A 20014-nucleotide genomic window follows, 5' to 3' on the forward strand; every position below is an offset into this window, starting at 1 on the left:
ACAAATTCCCCACAAGTTCTTCATAACATCTTCAATCTTTTTCAGTAAGATAATCATGTAGAACAAGAGGAGATAAACAAAATTTTATCTACTCATTCACTTTTGTAATATAAGGTTTGATCATCTTGCTCAACCCTTTAATTAACCTCCATAATAATATATTTTCCGAGTGCCATAAATGATTGGCACTCATTTTTTTTGGAAAAATAATAGGATTACCCTTATTTATATAGTATTCTAATGGCAAAAGGGGGACGAGTCTGTGATAAAGCACATTTCTATTAAAATTGGTCTGCTATTTTTTGTAGCAGTACTTCTACTTGAAACGATCTCCATGTATTTTTTGCACAATAACATTATTCATTCCCGAGTACATGATGAGCTTTCAGCATTGCAAACACGCGGAAACAATCATCGTGAAATACTGGAGGCCTCCTTTTACGATGAAACGATGAAGCATATTGCCTTAATGGAATCGCGGACAGATACCCAGGTCATTTTGACAAATGCCAAGGAAAAGATCATTATGTCTTCTAATGAAGTGAAGGCGGAAATGAGGAAAATCATTTCTTCTACCCCAAGAAAAGTCGCTTACACCGGCTTAATTTTAGAAGATGATTGGCAGCACGAAAGCTATATCGCATCTGTCAGCCCCATTATGGTAAATGGAAAAATAAATGGTTATGTCTATATGTTTCAATCTACTCAAAAAATAAAGGACTTAATTTCCGGGATGAATCATCACTTTATCTTGGCCGGCATGCTTTCCCTTGTTTTTATGGTATTTATTATTATTATTCTAACTAGACTTGTAACTCATCCCGTAATCGAAATTAGTAAAGCAACAAAACGGATCAGTAAAGGGGACTTTACCGTTTCATTGCCGAGATTACCAAAGGATGAAATTGGCGAGCTAGGTGAATCAATTCAAATTTTAGCCAGAGACTTAGAAATTTTAAAAAATGATCGCAATGAATTTCTTGCAAGTATTTCCCATGAACTTCGAACACCGCTTACTTATTTAAAAGGCTATTCGGAAATAGCCCGAAGACCGGAAACGAAGCTCGAGGATCGTGATCATTATTTAGAAATTATTAATGAGGAAGCTGTCAAACTATCAAATCTCGTGATTGAATTATTTACCCTTGCGAAGATGGATGAAAATAATTTTTCCATTGAAAAGGAAGAGGTTTATCTCTTGCCATATTTGAAAGAAATAACAGAAAAAGTGTTACCTGCCCTTAAAGAAAGCAATATGAATATCCAGATAAACTGTCCTTCAAACCTCTGCCTAAATATTGACCCGGTTCGGTTTGAGCAGGTGATCTTAAATCTGATCGATAATGCGCGTAAATATTCTGAACCCAATACGTCGATTTTGATTGATGCAAATGAGGCAAATGGCAGGACACTCATTAAAATAAAGGATCAAGGAAAAGGGATTCCTGAAAAAGATTTGCCGAGGATCTTTGAACGTTTTTATCGTGTTGATAAATCACGGTCACGTGCACTTGGAGGTTCGGGTCTTGGCCTCTCGATTGTAAAACAGCTGGTAGAAGCACATGGCGGGACTATATCGGTTTCCAGCAAGCCTAATGCAGGAACTACCTTTGAAATAGTCATCTAAAGAAAACTCGCCGATTGGCGAGCCCCAAAGGGCGAAGACAGTGGTCTAGTTGCACTTTCTTATTAGCTAAAAAACCTATCATATTTTTGATAGGTTTTTTGCTTGTTCATAATGGAACTGTGAAAACTTGTCAGGCCTAATACTTTCACTTTGCCTCGTCTTATGGATAGCTTCTTTTTGCTGCCCTGCCTGAAGTTCCACAACTGTGCCGACAACAGAACGGACTCCTTCAGACGATGGGTAGCGCTTAAGGGAAACAAGCAACGTTTTTTCTTTGTAGTTGATGGTGAAGAGTTTTTTGTCTTTTGTGGTTCCGCTGGATAAACAATATTCCTCCGTCAAATGCCCTAAGATTTTAAAAATCCCAGCTTGTGGGACTTTCGAAAGCATTTCCTTTGAAAATACGCCAAGACGTCCTAATAGTTCACCATCACAGAATGTACAAATGCATACATTTCTCCTAATCTCCAATTTGAAAATAAACCCCGGAAGATCAGAAAGTATGCTGGATAATTGATCAATTTCAGAAGTCGGTTCAGTAAAGTAAAAACTTCGGAGGATAAAATAATAGCCAATTGCTTTAAAGAGATGTCCTGTAAAATTGTCGAAATCATAGACACTTTGGTAGGTGGTAAAAATCAGTTCTGACAAGAGTAAAAATACAAAAGCGATGGTAATGGTCAGTTTGTTGCCGTCCTTTTCCAAATAATACTGTGCGAGCATAATAATGATTGATAGAAATAGAATAAAGCAAACACCGTACTCAATCACATTTTTCAAGAATGTAGTTCCTTTTCCTTCAATAACAAGCAGGGGAAGGCTATGTTCAAAGTGAAAGACGATAAAAACCACTAAAGAAGTAAAAATAGCAACGAGCACTAGCAGCAAGCTGCGATAATCTCTTTTTAGCTTCCGATTAGGGAAAACGATAAGAGTCAGCATTAAAAGGGACTCTAACCCTCGGGAGATCACCCAAAACCATGTTGCTTTGGCAACAGAGCTATCCGTTATAAAGTGCGGCATTCCTTTGAATGTTATCGTATGCATCAAATCAATTGTCCCTATTTGAAAAAAAATAAAGGAAAGATAGAGCATTTTTCCTGACCTAGTCATCCCAAAACTTTTTAGTCCATATAAAAAGATGGCTGCCGAGACGGCAATACTAAAAAACTCTAAAATTGTATGGATTCCCAAAAAATCAGCAGGGTTATAGAACTCGGTTAGTTGAGGCTGAAAAATGTGAAGAGCCATTAACAAAAAGATCGCTGATACTGTTAATAATAAAAATTTCCCCTCAGATAATGAGGACTTCATACCTACCCCTCCTTCTTTCATCCCTTTTTTCCAATTATAGCTAAAAATGTTATAGTGTTTATCTAAATATTGTGAATACTTTTTAACAAAATGCTGTGTTAAATTTGGCTGTTAATTTCCGCTCCGGGCACTTGCTTTAATAAAAAAAACGAGGAGTTTTCCCCCTCGTTTTTGCAGATTATTCACTTCCACCAGTTGTCAAACATGGTCGCTGGCATATGTCGTTTATGCTCGGTTATAAGATAGCGCTGCTCAATTTTGGCTGCAGCTTCGGCTGAAACCGTTTTTCCTTCGAGATAGTCATCAAGAACATCATAGGTAATCCCAAGTTCTGTTTCGTCTGCCTGGCCAGGCTTTTGATCTAGCAAGTCAGCAGTTGGAACCTTTAAATAAAGCCGCTCATCGGCCCCAAGCTCTTTAAGCAAGCTCTTTCCTTGACGTTTTGTTAAGCCGGACAATGGCAAAATATCTGCTCCGCCATCCCCATATTTCGTATAAAAGCCTGTTACCGCTTCGGCAGCATGATCGGTTCCAACGACAAGGAGGCCTTCCATTCCACCGATGGCATATTGCGCAATCATCCTCATTCTCGCCTTCACATTTCCTTTGTGGTAATCTCTCAAGGGTGATCCTTGGCTAATACGATTGTACTCTGTTTGTACAGCATCTACCGGGTCCTTGATGTTATATATATATTCCCGATCTGCTTTAATAAACGCTAACGATCTTTGCGCATCTTCTTCATCTTGCTGGACACCATAAGGAAGCCTGACAGCAATAAATAACGCATCACGGCCTTCAGCACGCAGCTCTTCTACCGCGATCTGTGTAAGCCGCCCTGCAAGTGTTGAATCTTGTCCACCGCTAATTCCCAATACAAAACCTTTTGCATTTGTTTTTACTAGATAATTTTTTAAAAAATCGATTCGTTTACGAATTTCATCTTTCGGGTTAATCTCAGGGTTAATATGTAAGTCTTCCATAATCTTTTTTTGCAGACTCATTTTTGCAAACCTCCCGTTATTTCCTTCACAATATGTAATTTACCACAAACACCGCTCATATGCTTAATTCTACCGCTATTCTACTCGATTTTAACCAACTTTATTCAGCAGGTTAGGTAAATGGCTATACTCAATTAAAAATACTTCAATAGAATATACGAAGGAAGGTGTTCTTATGGAATATTCCATTAATATTGGGAGGTTTGTCGTCAATTCGCTCTCTAATAATGCTAACATTAACTTTCAATCCACATACCAAAACAGTCATACCGCCAATTCTTCCTTCATAGGCGGGTGTTTTAACTATGGCGATCATTCCTCATTAGCTTGCGTACAGTCCAATCAATGTAAAGGCAATTGTTTACCTGATGATCCCGAAACTAATGAAGGTAACTCCGAAAAATCGGTTTAACTTTCCAACTTTAAGCTCAAAATAGGAAAAATATTGCCGTTTTTTATCAACTTAGCTATTCTTTTATTATGGAGGGATTTCAATTGGAAGCAAAAACATGCAAAGAATCAAGGGTTGTTAGGACGAGCAGAATTTTTCCTAATGATCTTAATAACCATAAAACGATGTTTGGTGGGAAGTTAATGAGCGATGTCGACATCATTGCCTCGATTTCCGCACAAAGACATTCAAGGGCAGAAGTAGTAACGGCCTCAACCGATTCCGTTGATTTTCTACATCCAATCACACAAAAAGATTCAATCTGCATGGAATCGTATGTGACTTGGACGGGAAGCTCTTCAATGGAGATCTTCGTCAAAATTATTGCCGAAAATTTAAGAACTGCTGAACGGAAGATTGCCGCCACTGCTTTTTTAACCTTCGTGGCCTTAGATGATGATGGCAAGCCAGTACGAGTGCCAGCAATCATTCCGGAAACAGACGAAGAAAAGAAACTGCATGAAACGGGCAAAGAAAGAGCGGAATATCGGAAAATCCATCGAAGAAACAGTAAAGAACTAGCTAGTCATCTTACAACAACCAGACCATGGGAATAAGCATTGCCAATCCCCACTTTATGAAAGCGGGGATTTGGTGTATCCTCATCTAAAATATTAAACAAATCTTTACTCACCTGGTGAATATCTACGGTTTTATCACGGACATTCAAAAGGATTACCATCGATGTATTGTCTTTATAATAAACATGAAGTGATTCCCAGCCCCCAATAACCCCTCGGCTGTGTATGGCATAGCCAAAATTGTATAAACCCAAACCATAATTTGATGCTGAACCAGGTGTCAAAATGTCATTGAGGCTTTTTTTTGATACCAGCTTACCGCTCATCAAGCTCCGATCATACATACAAAGATCATAAGCAGTTGAGTAAATATCAGCATAACCAAATAAGACTGGATTTTTGATCTTTTTAATTATTAATTTCTGGTCCTTATTTCGAAGATATCCGACCGATGTTGATGGACCTGTGTGCTTTTTAGAAATAAACCCTGAATCTTTCATTCCTGCTTTTGCAAAAATATTCTTTTGAATATATTGATGCAATGGTATACCTGCCACTTTTTCTACAATATAGCCTAAGATGACATAGTTTTCATCCTTATAATTCCACTCTGTCCCCGCTGGAAATTTGACAGGCCGATTTTCAATTCCTTGGATTAATGATTTAAGTGTTTTATCCTTTGATCGCGCAATGGGAGATTGAATACCTGATGTATGGTTCAATAAATGAATTAATTTGATTCGCTTTCCATTTGGAAAGTTCGGTAAATATTTAGCAACAGGATCTTGAATATTTAGCATTCCTTTGTCCTGGAGCTGCAAAATGCACGTTGCAACAATTGACTTCGTGATCGAGCCAATCGGATGTGTTGTCGTATTTTGATTAAGAGTTTTTGTTTTGAAATTGCTGTAACCAACTCCTGAATTAAAAAGCGCTTTCCCATCCTTCACGATTGCAACATTTCCATTGAGCTGCTTGTCCAGCAAATAATTTGTAATTTTATCTTGAACAGTTATCGGTACAGTTGTCTGTTCAACAGATGCAACCTGCTTCGATTTTGGATTGACCGGGTGTTGACAACCAGCCAGAATGATGAAAAAAAAGGAGAGTAACAGATAGCCAATACTACGTTTGTATAACATCTACGCTTCACCCTACTATGTTCTTAAGAAGAATAAGAATTAATGATACATTAGCCTCCATCATACCATCAACCATTCCACTTTCTCGATTATTTTATGTAAAAAATATTCTTCCAAAAGTAGTAAATTTTATACAAAAGAAAGACAGCCAAATCGGCTGCCTTTCTTTTATGCATTTTGCAGGATAAGAGACAAACGGTTATTTCTTTCCTTTTTTTCTTCATCCGAGGCCAGGTCATATTTCTTTAATAGATGGAATACTTCGTTCAATAATTCCTGTGAATGTTCCTTTTGAAAAAATAAAGTAAACTTTTCCTTCAAATCCAGCGGTAAAAATTCAGCCTGTGACTCAAATTTATTTTTTACATCCTCATGTGAATGATTTAGTTTGCATTCGCTCATGACGTATCCTCCAGGTTTAAATTTTATTTCCTATGATCTGTTACTTCTAATACATCTAATAGAAAGACGACAATCGGTATACCTACAATTAAGCCCCAAACCCCGAAAAAATGTTCCGAAAAAATCAAGATAATAAATGTATAAAAAACAGGAAGATTTGTTTTCGATGACATTAAATTTGGATTTAAGATATAAGCCTCAATGGCATGAATAATTAAAATAGCAATCCCGATATAAAGAACCTTTATAAAACCGCCAATACTGTAAGCAATGATGGTTAAGGGGATTAAGGATAAAATGACACCTGCCACAGGAATTAGACCCAAGAGGAAGATCATAATCGATAACCCACCCAACTGTGGGAAGCCTAAGATCCACAGTGAAATCGTTGTCAAGGTAGTGTTGACAATCGCGATGATCAACTGTGCCTCAATGACCTTACCAAATGTTCCTGCGAACTTTCCAGCAAAAAATTCAATTTCATTATAAATCGGTGCAACCTTACTTGTTTTAAACTTTTTCGTAAACTTGATTAAGTGTGGCTTCTCTAATAAACAAAATAAGCTGAGTAAAATGGCAAGGAATAATTGCAGGCCGACACGGCTAATATCGGTAAAGTATCGAATGATATAAGTAAAGCCTTGCTCAAAGTAGTTTTGAACTTGGATTTTGGCAATACGATTAAAGATATAAGTTAAAAAGATATTTTCGTGTTTAGCCGTGTAAAAGGCTGAAAGCTGCTTAATTAATTCTTTAATCTCTCTAATTACCATTGGCAAATAATTAACAATCGCCCAGGATAATAACCCGACAATCACGGCATATAAAATGACGACGAGCAACTTACGATTAATGGGAAACCATCTTGAAACAAATTTCACCAATTGATCCATCAGAAATGTAAAGATGAACGTCAACAAAACCAGGTTAAGCATATCTCTCAAGAGATATAAAACAAAAATCATGCCTGCAAAAATAACAATTCGTCTAAAACCACTGCTTTGCCATATATTATTTATCATTTGTTTTTAACCAACCTCATTATTTTTCAATTAGTTTCCATTATAACCAAAAAGGACAAAGAACCACTCTGTTCGAAGGTTCCTCACCTTATACATTTGTCTATATGTTCTCAGAGCTAATGGGGAAATGAATGATAAAAGATGTCCCTTTCCCCTGTTCACTTTGGCATTCAATGGTTCCTGTGTGATTCTTAATAATCCGATACGATACAAGCAAACCTAAACCATTTCCTTTTTCTTTTGTAGTGTAAAAGGGCTCGCCAATTTTATCAAGAACTTCTTTTGGAATGCCGCAGCCATTATCGGAGACAGATACAATGGTTTCGCTGCCTGATTGTCTGCATTTAATCGAAATCTCACCGTTCGGCCCGCGATTTAGTGCATCCATGGCATTCTTAATCAAATTAATAAACACTTGTTTTAATTGATACTTTTCGCCAAAAATAGGCACGAATGGCGATTCATAATATTTTGTTATTTTTACTCCTTGTCTAAAAGCCTCCGGCTCCATTAAAAACACAACTTCATCTAATAACTGAACAATATTTAGACGGACAAAATTATGTACTTGCGGCTTTGCCAAAATCATCAGTTCACCGGCAATATGATTTAAACTTTCAAGCTCTCCATCAATGACATCTAAAAATTCGTCTTTGACCGCTTCTTTATTTTCACGCATCAATTGGATAAAGCCTCGAATTGCCGTCAAGGGATTACGAAGTTCATGCCCAATTCCTGCCGCTAACTCGCCAATTAAAGCAAGCTTTTCGGTTTTCATCATAGATTCTTCCGCTTTTTTTCGTTCAAGTATGTCAACCGCATAAACGAGTAATGAAGTAGTTTGTCCATTTTCAATCAGCGGACTGACAATCGTCAACCAGAAAATTTCATGCTCGTTCGTTGGATCAAAAAAGTCAAATATCTCTTTTTCCTGTGAATCCCAGGAAAGCTGAAAATGGCGGTTGATCATGTCAGCGGTTTCCTTTGGAAAAAGGTCCTGTGGCCGTTTTCCAACTAATTCATCAGGTGTATATCCCAACTGACCTATTAATTGTCCATCACATAAAGTATATATAAATTCTCCATTTACTTTATCGAGTCTTAAAATAAGTGCCTGCTGTTGCTGGATAATTGTTTTTAATTCACTTTTTGCCTCAAGAAGGGCTTTTTCGTACCTTCTTCGTTCAGTTATTTCCCTGGAAACTCCCAGTATATATCGGCAATCTTGACGATCTTCTTCTAAAAAAATAGGAGTGATGGTTGTTTCAAAGGTTTTTTCTTCGTTATTTAATATCATAATCTCTTCATATGTCATTGATTGTTTTTTCGAAATAGCCCGCTGGTAATTCTCAATAACGGAAATAGTTTCCTGGGGGCTAAAAATTTCTTCAATCCGTTTACTTTTTAGATCTCTTAAGTGTAAACCCGTTGCTTTAAGATAGGCGGGATTTACTTCGAGACATCGAAATTGATTATTCTCTTCCACATCTATTAAAAAAACCATATCCTCTAAATAATTAAATATGGTAACTAAATGGTCTACATTAAAGGAATTACTCATGTTTTGGAGTGAATAATTCACAATATCCACATCTCCTTAATTCATTCACATAACATATCTACCATCATTATACTTTAAAACAATAGGTACGCTAAATTTTTTAATAAAGAAAATATAGCGTACCTATATACAGCCTTGATATAATCGTTTTTAAAAACTTCCACTTTTATTCATAATTTGTTCATAACTATTATGTATGATAATCCTAGGTTGCAAGCCTATTAACTTGACCCCCATAAGTAAATTTTTGCCGGCCATCCTTATGGTCGGTATTTTTTATTCTTTTATTTCTTCTGAGAAAAATTCATGAATATCCGCAACGATCACTTTCGCCATGTCCAGCACAAAGGATAGATGGATCACTTGATCATGAAAAAAGTCAAACGGGCTTTGCGAACTAACAATTCCCGCAATTGAGTAATCCCCGATCTTCATTAATTTTTTTCCGAGTCCCTTGCCTGGATGAACAGGGCCCTTCCTTACCTCGAAACCTCCAACGGAGCTCTTTGCTCCGATACAAGCGTCAATCGCTATCACTGTTTTATCTCCGATTAAGGCTAATTCTGTTTTTAATCTATCCCTCAAATTCAACCCATGTAACGGGTATTTTAATGTTCCAATCACGGTAAAGCCAAGATCCTCCAGCTCACTTCCGACAATCGGACCAAGGCTGTCCCCTATCGAAAGATCAGATCCAATGCAAACAAAGACAACATGATCCCTTTTTAGACCTGCAGGTAAAACTTGATATAGATCTAATTTATTTCCCTGTCTAGTAATCATAAAATGATTGTCGCCCCTTGCCTGTTATACTTCTATAGTAACAGAACTTTTAAAAAATTGAGTGATATTTAACAGATTTCAATTCATTTTTATCCTTTTCCGACAGAAGACTCCATCTGATTTGTGTTACGGGCGCAAGCCCAACAATTCAGGTGGAGATGAATGTCGGTTGGCGGTAGCCAAAACGTATGTTTGTATGGCATTATATTCCTATAAGTTAAAATCTTCAACGCACAAAAGATACTATACGTAAGGCTGTTGCTTCGCGCATAGCTTAGTGGGTGCGTCAACCATCCATGCGTACTCGACTTATCGGGGCTTGTAGCACACGCCAGAGCAATCTGAGTGGTGGCTTCTTCCACAAGGAAGAACTGCTCTTTTTCGAAAGGGTGGTGCAAGTGGGAAAACGATCGTTCGTCGCCAGTACCGACCAAAAACAGTGTTTGGGGAGTGCTGAACAGCGCTTGCCATTCAGAGCGTCACTCGTCTTAATGTTAGACGAAAAGACCTGAGTGGAGAACCCAAGCCCCCACTGAAATGGGAGCCGTAAGGATCTCCGTGGGGGTTGGTTGACTTGAATCTACTCATATGTATTCTTGATATAAAAATAATCAAAAAGGAAACTGTAATTAGGAGAAACTTAATGGTTTATTCATAATTTATTCATACCTAACCATTAAAATAAAAAGTAGTTAAGCTGCAAGCCTAACTACAACTAACCCCCTTTTATAATAGACCCTTTTTGGACCAGCCTCTTGGCTGGTCTTTTTTTGTATTCTAGGTAAAATCACTCACGAATTAGTAATAATTCACTATAAAAGATGGTTACCTAAAAATCAAAAAATATATCGCTAAAATAACTGAAAAGTCTAAAATATAACTATAGGGGGGAAATTTATGAAATCAGCAAAAAAAAATATTATCATGCTTTATTTAACAGATGGGACATTATTACTATCTTTCCTGTTTCATTTTTTACATAGGCAGCTTGGTATCTTTCATTCGATGGCAGGAATGGGTGACCTGTCCTCTGGAATGGTTATTTTGCAAAACATATTTTTAGTAATCCCCATTCTGCTCTTTATTCCTGCATGGCTCTTACATAATAAAGATGAACAAGAATCACTTTTTCAATTATTCATAATGCTTACTTTAACTTTCAGCAGTATTTCCATCATTGCCGGCGGCGGCGGATTAGTCGAATTGCATTTTTCCATCTTTATGGTTATCGCATTGATTGCTTATTTTAATGATATAAAACTTATTTTAATCAGTACGGCTATTTTTGCCTTACAGCATTTTATTGGGTATTTCATGTTTTCACCCTTGCTTTGCGGGTCAATGGTATACCCCTTCAGCCTACTGCTTATTCACGCAATATTTTTAATCCTGACAAGCGGCTCCACCATCATGTTAATCATCGCCAAACAAAAGTCCGACCAGGAACATCAAATGCAAGAAGATCATCATAAAGCCGCATTAAAAGAAATTATTCAGCATCTTAATGATAGCACCAAGAACATGGCACAGTTTGTAAGCCAATTATCGCAAGGCTCAGAGGATTCCACAAAGGCCAGCTACGAAATAGCGCATTCCATTCAGACAATTTCTGAAGGAGCCGATAGCCAAATTAATCAATTAGAAAATGGAGTCGAAAATATCCGCTCAATGGCTCAGGAAATAGAATCTATTCACAGCAACGCATCGGAGGTTTATAAGAACGCTCAGAATGCTTTTGATCAAGCCATAAAAGGGCAGGATAAGGTGAAACAAATGGCGGTACAAATGAATATTATCTTAAATACAATCAATGAAGTAAATGAACTTGTCATTGGATTAGAACAAAACTCCAGTCAAATTGGGGAATTTATTGAAACCATTTCGGCGATCGCTGATCAAACCAATCTTTTAGCATTAAATGCATCGATCGAGGCAGCAAGGGCTGGGGATAACGGCAAAGGATTTGCTGTGGTCGCAGAGGAAGTGCGAAAGCTCGCAAAAGAATCAGATGACTCTGCCAAAGAAATCCATAATGATGTTAAAACGATTCAGGAACATATCAAGAGTGTCACCAACAAAATGAATGATGGATTACTGGAAATCAATAAAGGATTAACTCAAGTCGATGAAACCAAAAGATTATTGGATTCGATTTCACAAACATCTGAGATGGTGGATCAACAAATAAATGATATCACTTCCGCTTCTAATCTATTATTAAAAAATGCAACGGAAACAAATGAATCCATGGTTTCTGTGTCCGAAATTACAACATCTTCTTTCCTCAACATCGAGAGTATTTCAGCCGCTGCCCAAGAACAATCTGCTTCCGTCAGTACATTAGATTCGATTATTCAATCATTAAATAATATGACAACAGAACTGAGCGGCCTAGTGGATAAAGTAGATCAATCATTAATAAATAATTGATAATGGCAAAAAAAGAAAGAAGCCGTTACAATTTGTAAAGGCTTCTTTCTTCTAAAAATTGTTCAAAATGAGCAGCCGACATCGGTTTGGCAAAGTAAAATCCTTGAATTTCATCACAATTTTTTGCTGTTAACATTTGCAGCTGTTCTTCATCCTCGACCCCTTCAGCAACGACCCTAAAATGAAAGGAATTAGCCAAGGAAATAATCGAATCAATAATCGCTGCATCCTGGCTGTTTTCGGTGATTCCATTTATAAACGCACGATCAATTTCAGATAATCAATCGGCAGAGATTTTATATAACTTAACGAAGAATAGCCTGTTCCAAAATCATCTAACGAAATAGTGATCCCCAGTTTTTTTAACTCATCTAATTTTGAAATGGCATCATCCATATTATTAAGCGCAATTCCTTCAGTAATTTCAAGATTTAAAAATTCAGGAGCCAGCCCGCTCTCTTGCATCGTTTGTTCAATCATAACAACAAAGTCATCCTGCAGAAACTGCCTGCTCGATATGTTCACACAGACATGAAGTGAGTCATATCCCATCTTTTCCCACTCCATATTTTGTTTACACGCTCTCTCAAGTACCCATTTTCCTAACGGTACGATCATGCCTGTTTCCTCTGAAATGGGGATAAACTCTGTTGGTGAAACAGTTCCAACATCTAGATCATTCCACCGTGCTAAGGCCTCCATACCAGTGATCTTCTTCGTCCTTAAATCAAGTTTAGGCTGATAATAGATTTCAAGTGTTTCTTGTTCAAGAGCCTTTCTCAGTTTTTGTTCAAGCTCCATTTTTCGATTGGCTGTTTGAAAAAACTCAGCAGCATAAAAACGATATTGGTTTCTGCCACATTCTTTCGCAAAATGCAGGGCTGCACTTGCTTTTCTCAGCTCACCATCCAACGTTTCATTCTTATCAGCAATGGAGATTCCAATACTTGCAGCAATTCTAATTTCCTGTTCATCAAAATGAAAGGGTTTGGCAAAGGCATCTAAAAGCCTTTCAGCTAGCAGCCTCGCCTGTTTTTGATTGGTATTTGCCATATAAATAATGAAATCATCTCCGCCGGCCCGAACGACATCTCCAGATGATTGTATGGTTAGAACCAATCTTTGTGAAACATACATAAGCAATCGATCACCAATTCGGTGTCCAAAGGAATCATTGATAAATTTAAAACGATCCAAATTAAAATACATAATACAAACAGGTGCCCCATTGTATGTTGAGTCGATGTACTCTTTTGAAAGATAATGGTTTAGATAGTTCATATTTGGCAAACCAGTAAGACCATCGTGAAACGCCAAATGTTCTAACTTCGCTTTTGCCAGCTTTTTATCCGTAACATTTAAAGCCAGCCCAGCGATTGCTGAAGAGCCGTTGATCATAGTATTCGCAGCCTGTAATTCAAGATATTTGATAGATCCATCATGGGTAAGGATTTGAATTTCATCAATAAAAAAGAGCCTTTTTCCTTCTAATAGATGTTAAAATTGATTCGTAAACGTTCACGATCTGCTTCTACTACAAAATTTAAAAAATTCGATCCTCTGAGTAATTCTTTTTTGGAGACACCCATAAAATCAGCCAACCATTGGTTTACAAAAACAGGGGTACTATTATGAAGCAAATAAACACCGGCAAATACATTTTCAATTAATGTTCTATACCTTTCCTGCGATTCTTTAAGATTTAACGCCAATTGCTTTTGCTTTGTAATATCAGTAATCGTACCATCATATCTTTCCGCTTCTCCATTTTCATTAAATACCGGCAGTGCTCGGTCCCTGACCCAGCGAATATCTCCATCAGGACGTAAAATGCGGTATGTAAAATCATACTCTTCATTAGCTTTAATTTTTTTCTCTATTTCACCAATTATATATTTGTCGTTCAGGTAAACAGCCTTTTCCCAAAACTGGGCATCTTTAGATGTTTCGTCACTTTGTTTTCCATATATTTTTTCAATCCCTTTTGAAATAAGCATTTTCCCCTTAAAATCGTCAGACCAAATCGCCAGATCTAAATGATTGAAGATGCTTTCAAGAAGGGTTTTTGCTTCTTTTAATTCATTTTGTTTGTCATTGTTTCCTTTAACAAGTATTCCAACTGTAATCGAAATCAAAATATTTAACATGATAAGCTCTAAAAATGTAATCAATTCTGAGTTCGTTATGCCATCCTTCTCCCAAGTCTCCATTACATAAAATAAAATCGATTCGACAGCAGTGTTAATGAAACCATAGTTCCTACCCTTTTTAAAAACAAAAATAATCGTTGGAATTAAATAAAAAAACCAGATAACATTATGGAACTGCTTATCAGAGATATCATCTACATCTAATGCTGGAACAACAATCAGAATAGCAACAGATAAAATCCATGTTTTTACTTCAATTCCCAAAAATGATTTTGATAAAAAATGAAACAAAGTTACTACTCGCTTTGTCGTCTCTTTTGTAGGATTATACTTAATCATAACATAGTTTTTCTAGCAATTTTTTGACGAAAAAGGAATAGAGAGTGTCCCCTCTATTCCTTTTTTCTTATCATTTTATGTAGTTAAATTCTATTTCATCGATTTTTTCATTATACTCAACATGCAAATCATGGCTATCAAAAAACCATAAATCCGTTTCCTCTACAAAAAAAACAATCCCGTCCAGTTCAGTTTGAACAGCGATATCGATGGGATCATCTATTGAAAATCCAAGTGCATAGCCTGGTTGGACCGAACTATTCCCATAAATTTTAGCAAAGAAACGAAGATGGTCTCCTTTTTTAACCTCTAATTCATCTTTAAACCATTTTAACGCTTGCTGACTAATTTCTATCTTCATGCATGATCCACCTTTTCTGTCATAAATGCTAGGGATAGTATCTCCCCAAAAAGATTCCGCAACTCTTATAATAATAAAGAAAACTCGCCGATTGGCAAGCTTTAGGGCGTAGACAGAGGCGTAGTTGCACTTATGCGACATAAGAAAGTATAAATTTCGGAAAAATTTATACTTTCTTATTAGCCAAAAAAGAGAAATAAACCCCTAGTATGAGGATTATTTCTCTTTCTTTTTAAAAATATTGTTTAATAAACGTCACGCTGGTAACGTCCTTGTTTTTGCAGGTCATTTAGATAGGCTTCGGCATCTTCTTGGCTCAATCCGCCTTCTTGTGCAATCGCACTTATAAGCGCATTGTGGACGTCTTTCGCCATGTTTTGCTTATCTCCACAGATGAAGAAATAAGCTCCTTTTTCTAGCCATGCAAACAATTCTTTGCTGTGTTCAAGAATTTTATGCTGAACATAAACTTTTTTCTCTGTATCACGAGACCATGCGGTACTAAGTTTTGTAAGAACGCCATCTTTTTGATGTTGTTCAAATTCGTCATGATATAAGAAATCGCATGCTTCATGCTGGTCGCCAAAGAATAACCATGTTTGGCCTGTTGCTTTTGTTACGGCACGTTCCTCGATAAAAGCACGGAATGGCGCAATACCAGTACCAGGACCAACCATAATGATATCAGTCTCTAGAGATTCTGGCAGATGAAAATGTTTATTTGGTTGAACAAATACTGGAAGGGTATCACCTTCATGTACACGTTCAGCGCATAAAACGGAACATACCCCTTTACGTTCGCGTCCATGAGCTGTGTATCTTACTGCACCGATCGTAAGATGTACTTGTCCAGGATGTGCTGTGAAGCTGCTTGCAATTGAATAAAGGCGCGGTGTCATTTTTCTTAGAAGTGACACAACCTCTTGGGCAGTAGCCTTCCATGGACCGAAGTCACGTAGCATATCAAGCAAATCACGCCCAGAGGTATATTCTTTCAATTGGTCAGCATTTTCAGCTAATATAAGCTTTTTTAAATCTTCATTGTCTGTCAGTTCTGCTGCCTGCTGCAGAATCTTCTTCGACAATAACGTAATTTCAAAGTAAGATGTTAGCGCTTCCTTTAATGGAAGTGTATCACCTTGCTTATTAATGGTAACAGTAACTTCTGGATCCCATTTCATTTCTTCCAAAAGGGCAGCAACAAGTTCTGGATCATTGGAAGGCACAACACCAAGGGCATCTCCTGGGTTATAGGATAGGCCTGATCCTTCTAATGAGAACTCGATATGCCTCGTTTCTTTGATTGAGCCAGCACCATTTAAATTAATATTTTTAAGAATCCTTGCAGGAAATGGATTCGTTCTTGAATATGGGCTTGGCACCTTTTTGTCTTCAACAGTAACTGCCATATTATTCACCTCACAAATGTTGTCCTAAAGCTAGGATAACACAGGTTGACAAAATCAGATATATTTTTTTCATCCACAATTTGAAATTAAAGGTATAACAGTCTTATTGTACTAACTGGATTTCTCATTTCTTCAAATACGCTGTTAAACTTCTTTATAATAAAGTACCCTTAAAGAAGAAATAACTCAATAGCTTGTTAAAAACACTTTTCCTTTGGCTATTTTAGAAGATTCAACTACATCAATAGCCTCTTTTACGTTTGATAAGTCGTATTGAGAATCTTCCATCATCAAACTCAATTTTTTATCATTTATCAGCCTTATCACATGATTAAAAGTTCCTAGCCATTTCTCTGTCGGCACATTTTTATTCCAATTGCGTAAATGAAACAAATTAGCCTTCACTTTTGCTTTATTTACAATATCGGCCCAGTTTACTTGTGCACCTGATAAAAGACCAATCGTTAAAAAGTTCCCATTGGGGTGAACACAAAAAGCCAAGTCGGTTCCAAATGAACCTCCAACGGAATCAATAGCAGCATCCGCACCCTTTCCATTTGTTAATTCCATAATCGTCTCGTGGAGTGGAATTTTAGAAGTATCTATCACATAAGAGGCACCGAGATGAAGTAACTCTTCTGTATAATTATTATTTCTCGTCACGGCAATCAATCGAAAACCTAAAATCTTCGATAATTGAGCAAAAATATGTCCTATAGCAGACCCACACGCATTAACCAATAAAACATCATTCGGTCTTAATTTTAATACTTCAGTACAAACCACCCATGCTGTTATTGGATTTATATACATCTGTGCAGCAGTAAAATCATCAATAGTATCTGGTATGCAAACTGCATATTCAACTGATGTTTTAACGAACTCTTGCCACGTCCCTTCACCACGTAAAGGTAATACACGTTTACCAATAAGATTTTTAGAAACTAAAGGACCTACTTCTTCTACAATACCTACTCCTTCATAACCTGGAATATTAGGTAAAGAAATTCGGTGAGCATAGGATCCTCTAATCGGTATTAAGTCCGAGGGATTTATTGGGCGAGCTAGCATACGTACAAGAACTTCATTCTCTTTTGGTGGTTCAATGGCTTTATATTCAATTTTTAGCACATCTTTAGGACTGCCGAATTCGTAAAATCTAATACATTTTGCATCCAAGAGTATTGGTCTCCTTATTCATAGCTTTTGATGATTATTTTTTCAAAATATAAAAAAGACCAGCATCTTCTGCTGGTCTTGAATCCACCTATGTATTGGTGGAGACGGTGGGACGTGCTCTTCCATGCTTTCGTCATGGCACTGACTATATCTTGAACCTGATCATTCCTCAGGTCCCCCGGCGTATTATGCGAAACATATATTTACCTGGTTCCCAGGCAAGTTTTCGCATCCTAGTACTACCAATGTTCATGGCAGCCTATAAGTCGATACACGGCTGTTGGATTACTCCACATACCGCTCGGCATTGCCTTACCGCAATTAGCGGGTTAGGTTTCACCGATAAAGCCGGATTTTCACTTATGTGTTACCACATAAGGCGACTAATGAAAATCGAACCCACGTCCAAAGATATCGGCACTTAAGCTTCTACGAGTGTAGTCGACATATTGGCGCTTCGCTGATCCTTATGCCTATCGACAGGCGTCGGGTCAGCTAGCCTGGTTGTTCTCTTCCTTCATCCTCAGGCGGTGGAATCCGGCGTAGCCCACTAAGAGTGAGTCCCTTACCCTACCACATGGGCGATGGAGGGAGGAACCGCTAAAGCGCTATTAAGCTGCTAAAGCGAAAGAGTTTTGTGTTTTGCCAGTTATTGGCTTTGACGTTTTAACGAGGCCGATCCCCTCGACTCGCAACCTAAGCTCGAACTACCCCTGTCGAATCCGTAGCGTCCCCATATAAAATGGTCAACTGCTTAATTAGGCAAGTTTGACGTTAGGATACTCAAGAAGGCTTGAGCTTTAAGTTATCGCCGCAATTCCTTGCGACATAAGTTATTATAACATACTGGCAGTAGATTTCAATTGTAAGCTTTTGTAAATTAATTGGAAACTATATCTTCTGACGATCACGAAAAGCCCGCTCAATTTCACGATTTGCTTCTTTTTTCTTCAAGGTTTCTCGCTTATCGTAATTCTTTTTACCTTTTGCCAGGCCAAGCAGTACTTTTGCAAAGCCATTTTTCAAATACACCTTTAACGGCACAAGCGCCATGCCAGCTTCTTTTGCTTCACCGTACAGTTTAGCAATTTCCTTGTTATGAAGCAAAAGTTTACGAGGTCTTAGCGGATCATGATTATAGCGGTTTCCCTGTTCATATGGGCTAACATGCATACTATACAACCACGCTTCCCCATTTTGAATTCTGGCATACGAATCCTTCAAGTTACATTTGCCAGCACGAATGGACTTAATCTCTGTACCCTGCAGGACAATCCCGGCTTCGTATGTCTCCTCGATAAAATAATCGTGGTAAGCCTTTTTGTTCTGTGATACAACCTTGCCTTCACCCTTTGGCATACAATCACCTCTTTACTATCATTCCATTTTATCAGACTTTGACCAAAACGGAAAGAGAGCCCTTTTCTCATAGAGAGTGACACTGACTTACTTGGTTGGCTTGAATTCCATCCAATCGATTGGAGACAAAAATTAAATTTCTATATAAAATAAGAAACGTTGATTCACAGACAAGAAAGGGCGAACTTAGGATGTTAGAACCATTTTTCCATGGATTTATTCTTGCACTAGGGCTGATTCTTCCTCTTGGTGTCCAAAATGTTTTTGTTTTTAATCAAGGGGTACTACAGCCGCGTTTTGTTCATGCATTACCAGTCATCATAACAGCTTCTATATGTGATACCCTCTTAATCCTAGTATCTGTTTTGGGTGTTTCATTTGTTATTTTAGGTTCATTTTGGATAAAAATAATTTTAATTGGGGCAGGGTGTATTTTTTTAATCTATATGGGATGGACCACATGGAATAGTAAACCAAGTAATGAAAGTGAAAGAGAAGTAAGTGCGAATAAATTCTCTTTAAAAAAACAAGTATGGTTTGCAGCATCCGTTTCCTTACTGAACCCGCATGCCATCATGGATACTGTAGGTGTAATTGGAACAAGTTCATTAAGATACCAAGGGGAAGATAAAGTAATCTTTGCTTTTGCTTCTATTTTGGTTTCATGGATTTGGTTTTTTGGGCTTTCACTGATTGGTCGAATAAGTGGAAAGCTTGATGAATCCGGTAACTTTATGTTGATATTAAATAAAATATCAGCTCTAGTTATGTGGGGAGCAGCAGTCTACCTTTTGTTTACTTTATTTAGTAAATAGGACAAGTTAATTGGGAATTAGTGATCGAGGGCGTTTCTACAATAAGTGAAGACGTATTTTTCTTATTGATGTCTTATTCAAAAACTTTAATAAAAATAACAAAGTTAAATTATCTATATTCTTTTCTAGTGTAGGAAAAGCTATT

General features: G+C 37.3%; 17 protein-coding genes, 1 other RNA gene and 1 pseudogene. 5 read left to right on the forward strand and 14 right to left on the reverse strand.

Annotated elements, in window-relative coordinates:
- Positions 1–262: 262 nt before the first annotated feature.
- Complete coding sequence (locus RCG17_RS08725) at positions 263–1627, forward strand: sensor histidine kinase (RefSeq protein WP_308174790.1); 1365 nt, start codon at positions 263–265, stop codon at positions 1625–1627.
- Between the two features lie 78 nt (positions 1628–1705).
- Here RCG17_RS08725 and RCG17_RS08730 read toward each other — a convergent pair whose 3' ends face one another.
- The gene (locus tag RCG17_RS08730; protein ID WP_308174791.1) at positions 1706–2941 is read right to left on the reverse strand and encodes a membrane-associated sensor domain-containing protein; all 1236 of its coding nucleotides are present in this window, start codon (positions 2939–2941) and stop codon (positions 1706–1708) included.
- 182 nt (positions 2942–3123) lie between these two features.
- Entirely contained in the window at positions 3124–3945 is an 822-nt protein-coding gene (nadE, locus tag RCG17_RS08735; protein WP_308174792.1) for an NAD(+) synthase, read from the reverse strand.
- A 175-nt stretch (positions 3946–4120) separates the two neighbouring features.
- On the opposite strand from nadE, the gene RCG17_RS28285 reads away from it, so the two are divergent.
- Together RCG17_RS28285 and RCG17_RS08740 are read left to right on the forward strand one after the other, a co-directional pair.
- Positions 4121–4357, forward strand: a complete 237-nt coding sequence (locus RCG17_RS28285; protein ID WP_374120907.1) for a spore germination protein — start codon at positions 4121–4123, stop codon at positions 4355–4357.
- Between the two features lie 68 nt (positions 4358–4425).
- Positions 4426–4953, forward strand: coding sequence for an acyl-CoA thioesterase (locus RCG17_RS08740; protein ID WP_308174793.1), 528 nt, complete (start codon positions 4426–4428; stop codon positions 4951–4953).
- Here RCG17_RS08740 and RCG17_RS08745 read toward each other — a convergent pair.
- The 5 genes from RCG17_RS08745 to yyaC all read right to left on the reverse strand — a co-directional run bounded on the left by RCG17_RS08745 (position 4923) and on the right by yyaC (position 9827).
- Positions 4923–6059 carry a serine hydrolase domain-containing protein gene (locus tag RCG17_RS08745; RefSeq protein WP_308174794.1) on the reverse strand — a complete coding sequence of 379 codons (1137 nt, stop codon included), beginning with the start codon at positions 6057–6059 and terminating at the stop codon, positions 4923–4925. The genes RCG17_RS08740 and RCG17_RS08745 overlap by 31 nt on opposite strands.
- Before the next feature lie 168 nt (positions 6060–6227).
- The gene (locus RCG17_RS08750; RefSeq protein WP_308174795.1) at positions 6228–6461 is read right to left on the reverse strand and encodes a hypothetical protein; all 234 of its coding nucleotides are present in this window, start codon (positions 6459–6461) and stop codon (positions 6228–6230) included.
- 23 nt (positions 6462–6484) lie between these two features.
- The gene (locus tag RCG17_RS08755) at positions 6485–7483 is read right to left on the reverse strand and encodes an AI-2E family transporter (protein ID WP_308174797.1); all 999 of its coding nucleotides are present in this window, start codon (positions 7481–7483) and stop codon (positions 6485–6487) included.
- Positions 7484–7583: 100 nt separating this feature from the next.
- Positions 7584–9065 carry an ATP-binding protein gene (locus tag RCG17_RS08760; protein ID WP_308174798.1) on the reverse strand — a complete coding sequence of 494 codons (1482 nt, stop codon included), beginning with the start codon at positions 9063–9065 and terminating at the stop codon, positions 7584–7586.
- Positions 9066–9320: 255 nt separating this feature from the next.
- Positions 9321–9827 carry a spore protease YyaC gene (gene yyaC / locus RCG17_RS08765; RefSeq protein ID WP_308174799.1) on the reverse strand — a complete coding sequence of 169 codons (507 nt, stop codon included), beginning with the start codon at positions 9825–9827 and terminating at the stop codon, positions 9321–9323.
- An 897-nt stretch (positions 9828–10724) separates the two neighbouring features.
- On the opposite strand from yyaC, the gene RCG17_RS08770 reads away from it, so the two are divergent.
- On the forward strand, positions 10725–12257 hold the full coding sequence (locus RCG17_RS08770; protein ID WP_308174800.1) for a methyl-accepting chemotaxis protein: 1533 nt from the start codon (positions 10725–10727) through the stop codon (positions 12255–12257).
- Between the two features lie 25 nt (positions 12258–12282).
- Here the strand turns inward: RCG17_RS08770 and RCG17_RS08780 are convergent.
- From RCG17_RS08780 to smpB, 7 genes and pseudogenes are all read right to left on the reverse strand, one after another.
- Positions 12283–13655 (reverse strand): annotated as a pseudogene (locus RCG17_RS08780) (putative bifunctional diguanylate cyclase/phosphodiesterase).
- 89 nt (positions 13656–13744) lie between these two features.
- Positions 13745–14746, reverse strand: coding sequence for a PAS domain-containing protein (locus tag RCG17_RS08785; protein WP_308174802.1), 1002 nt, complete (start codon positions 14744–14746; stop codon positions 13745–13747).
- Between the two features lie 70 nt (positions 14747–14816).
- Complete coding sequence (locus tag RCG17_RS08790) at positions 14817–15107, reverse strand: HesB/YadR/YfhF family protein (protein ID WP_308174803.1); 291 nt, start codon at positions 15105–15107, stop codon at positions 14817–14819.
- Positions 15108–15352: 245 nt separating this feature from the next.
- Entirely contained in the window at positions 15353–16516 is a 1164-nt protein-coding gene (locus tag RCG17_RS08795) for a sulfite reductase subunit alpha (protein ID WP_308174804.1), read from the reverse strand.
- Between the two features lie 186 nt (positions 16517–16702).
- Positions 16703–17695 (reverse strand): zinc-dependent alcohol dehydrogenase family protein, encoded by a 993-nt coding sequence (locus RCG17_RS08800; protein ID WP_308174805.1) that lies wholly within the window; start codon positions 17693–17695, stop codon positions 16703–16705.
- 390 nt (positions 17696–18085) lie between these two features.
- Positions 18086–18422: a transfer-messenger RNA gene (gene ssrA / locus RCG17_RS08805) on the reverse strand.
- A 164-nt stretch (positions 18423–18586) separates the two neighbouring features.
- Entirely contained in the window at positions 18587–19054 is a 468-nt protein-coding gene (smpB, locus tag RCG17_RS08810) for an SsrA-binding protein SmpB (RefSeq protein ID WP_308174806.1), read from the reverse strand.
- A 191-nt stretch (positions 19055–19245) separates the two neighbouring features.
- Between smpB and RCG17_RS08815 the strand changes: the two genes are divergently transcribed.
- Positions 19246–19869, forward strand: a complete 624-nt coding sequence (locus RCG17_RS08815) for a LysE/ArgO family amino acid transporter (RefSeq protein ID WP_308174807.1) — start codon at positions 19246–19248, stop codon at positions 19867–19869.
- Positions 19870–20014: the final 145 nt, after the last annotated feature.

It is taken from the genome of Neobacillus sp. PS3-12, from assembly GCF_030915385.1.
GTDB lineage: Bacteria > Bacillota > Bacilli > Bacillales > Cytobacillaceae > JAEVLT01.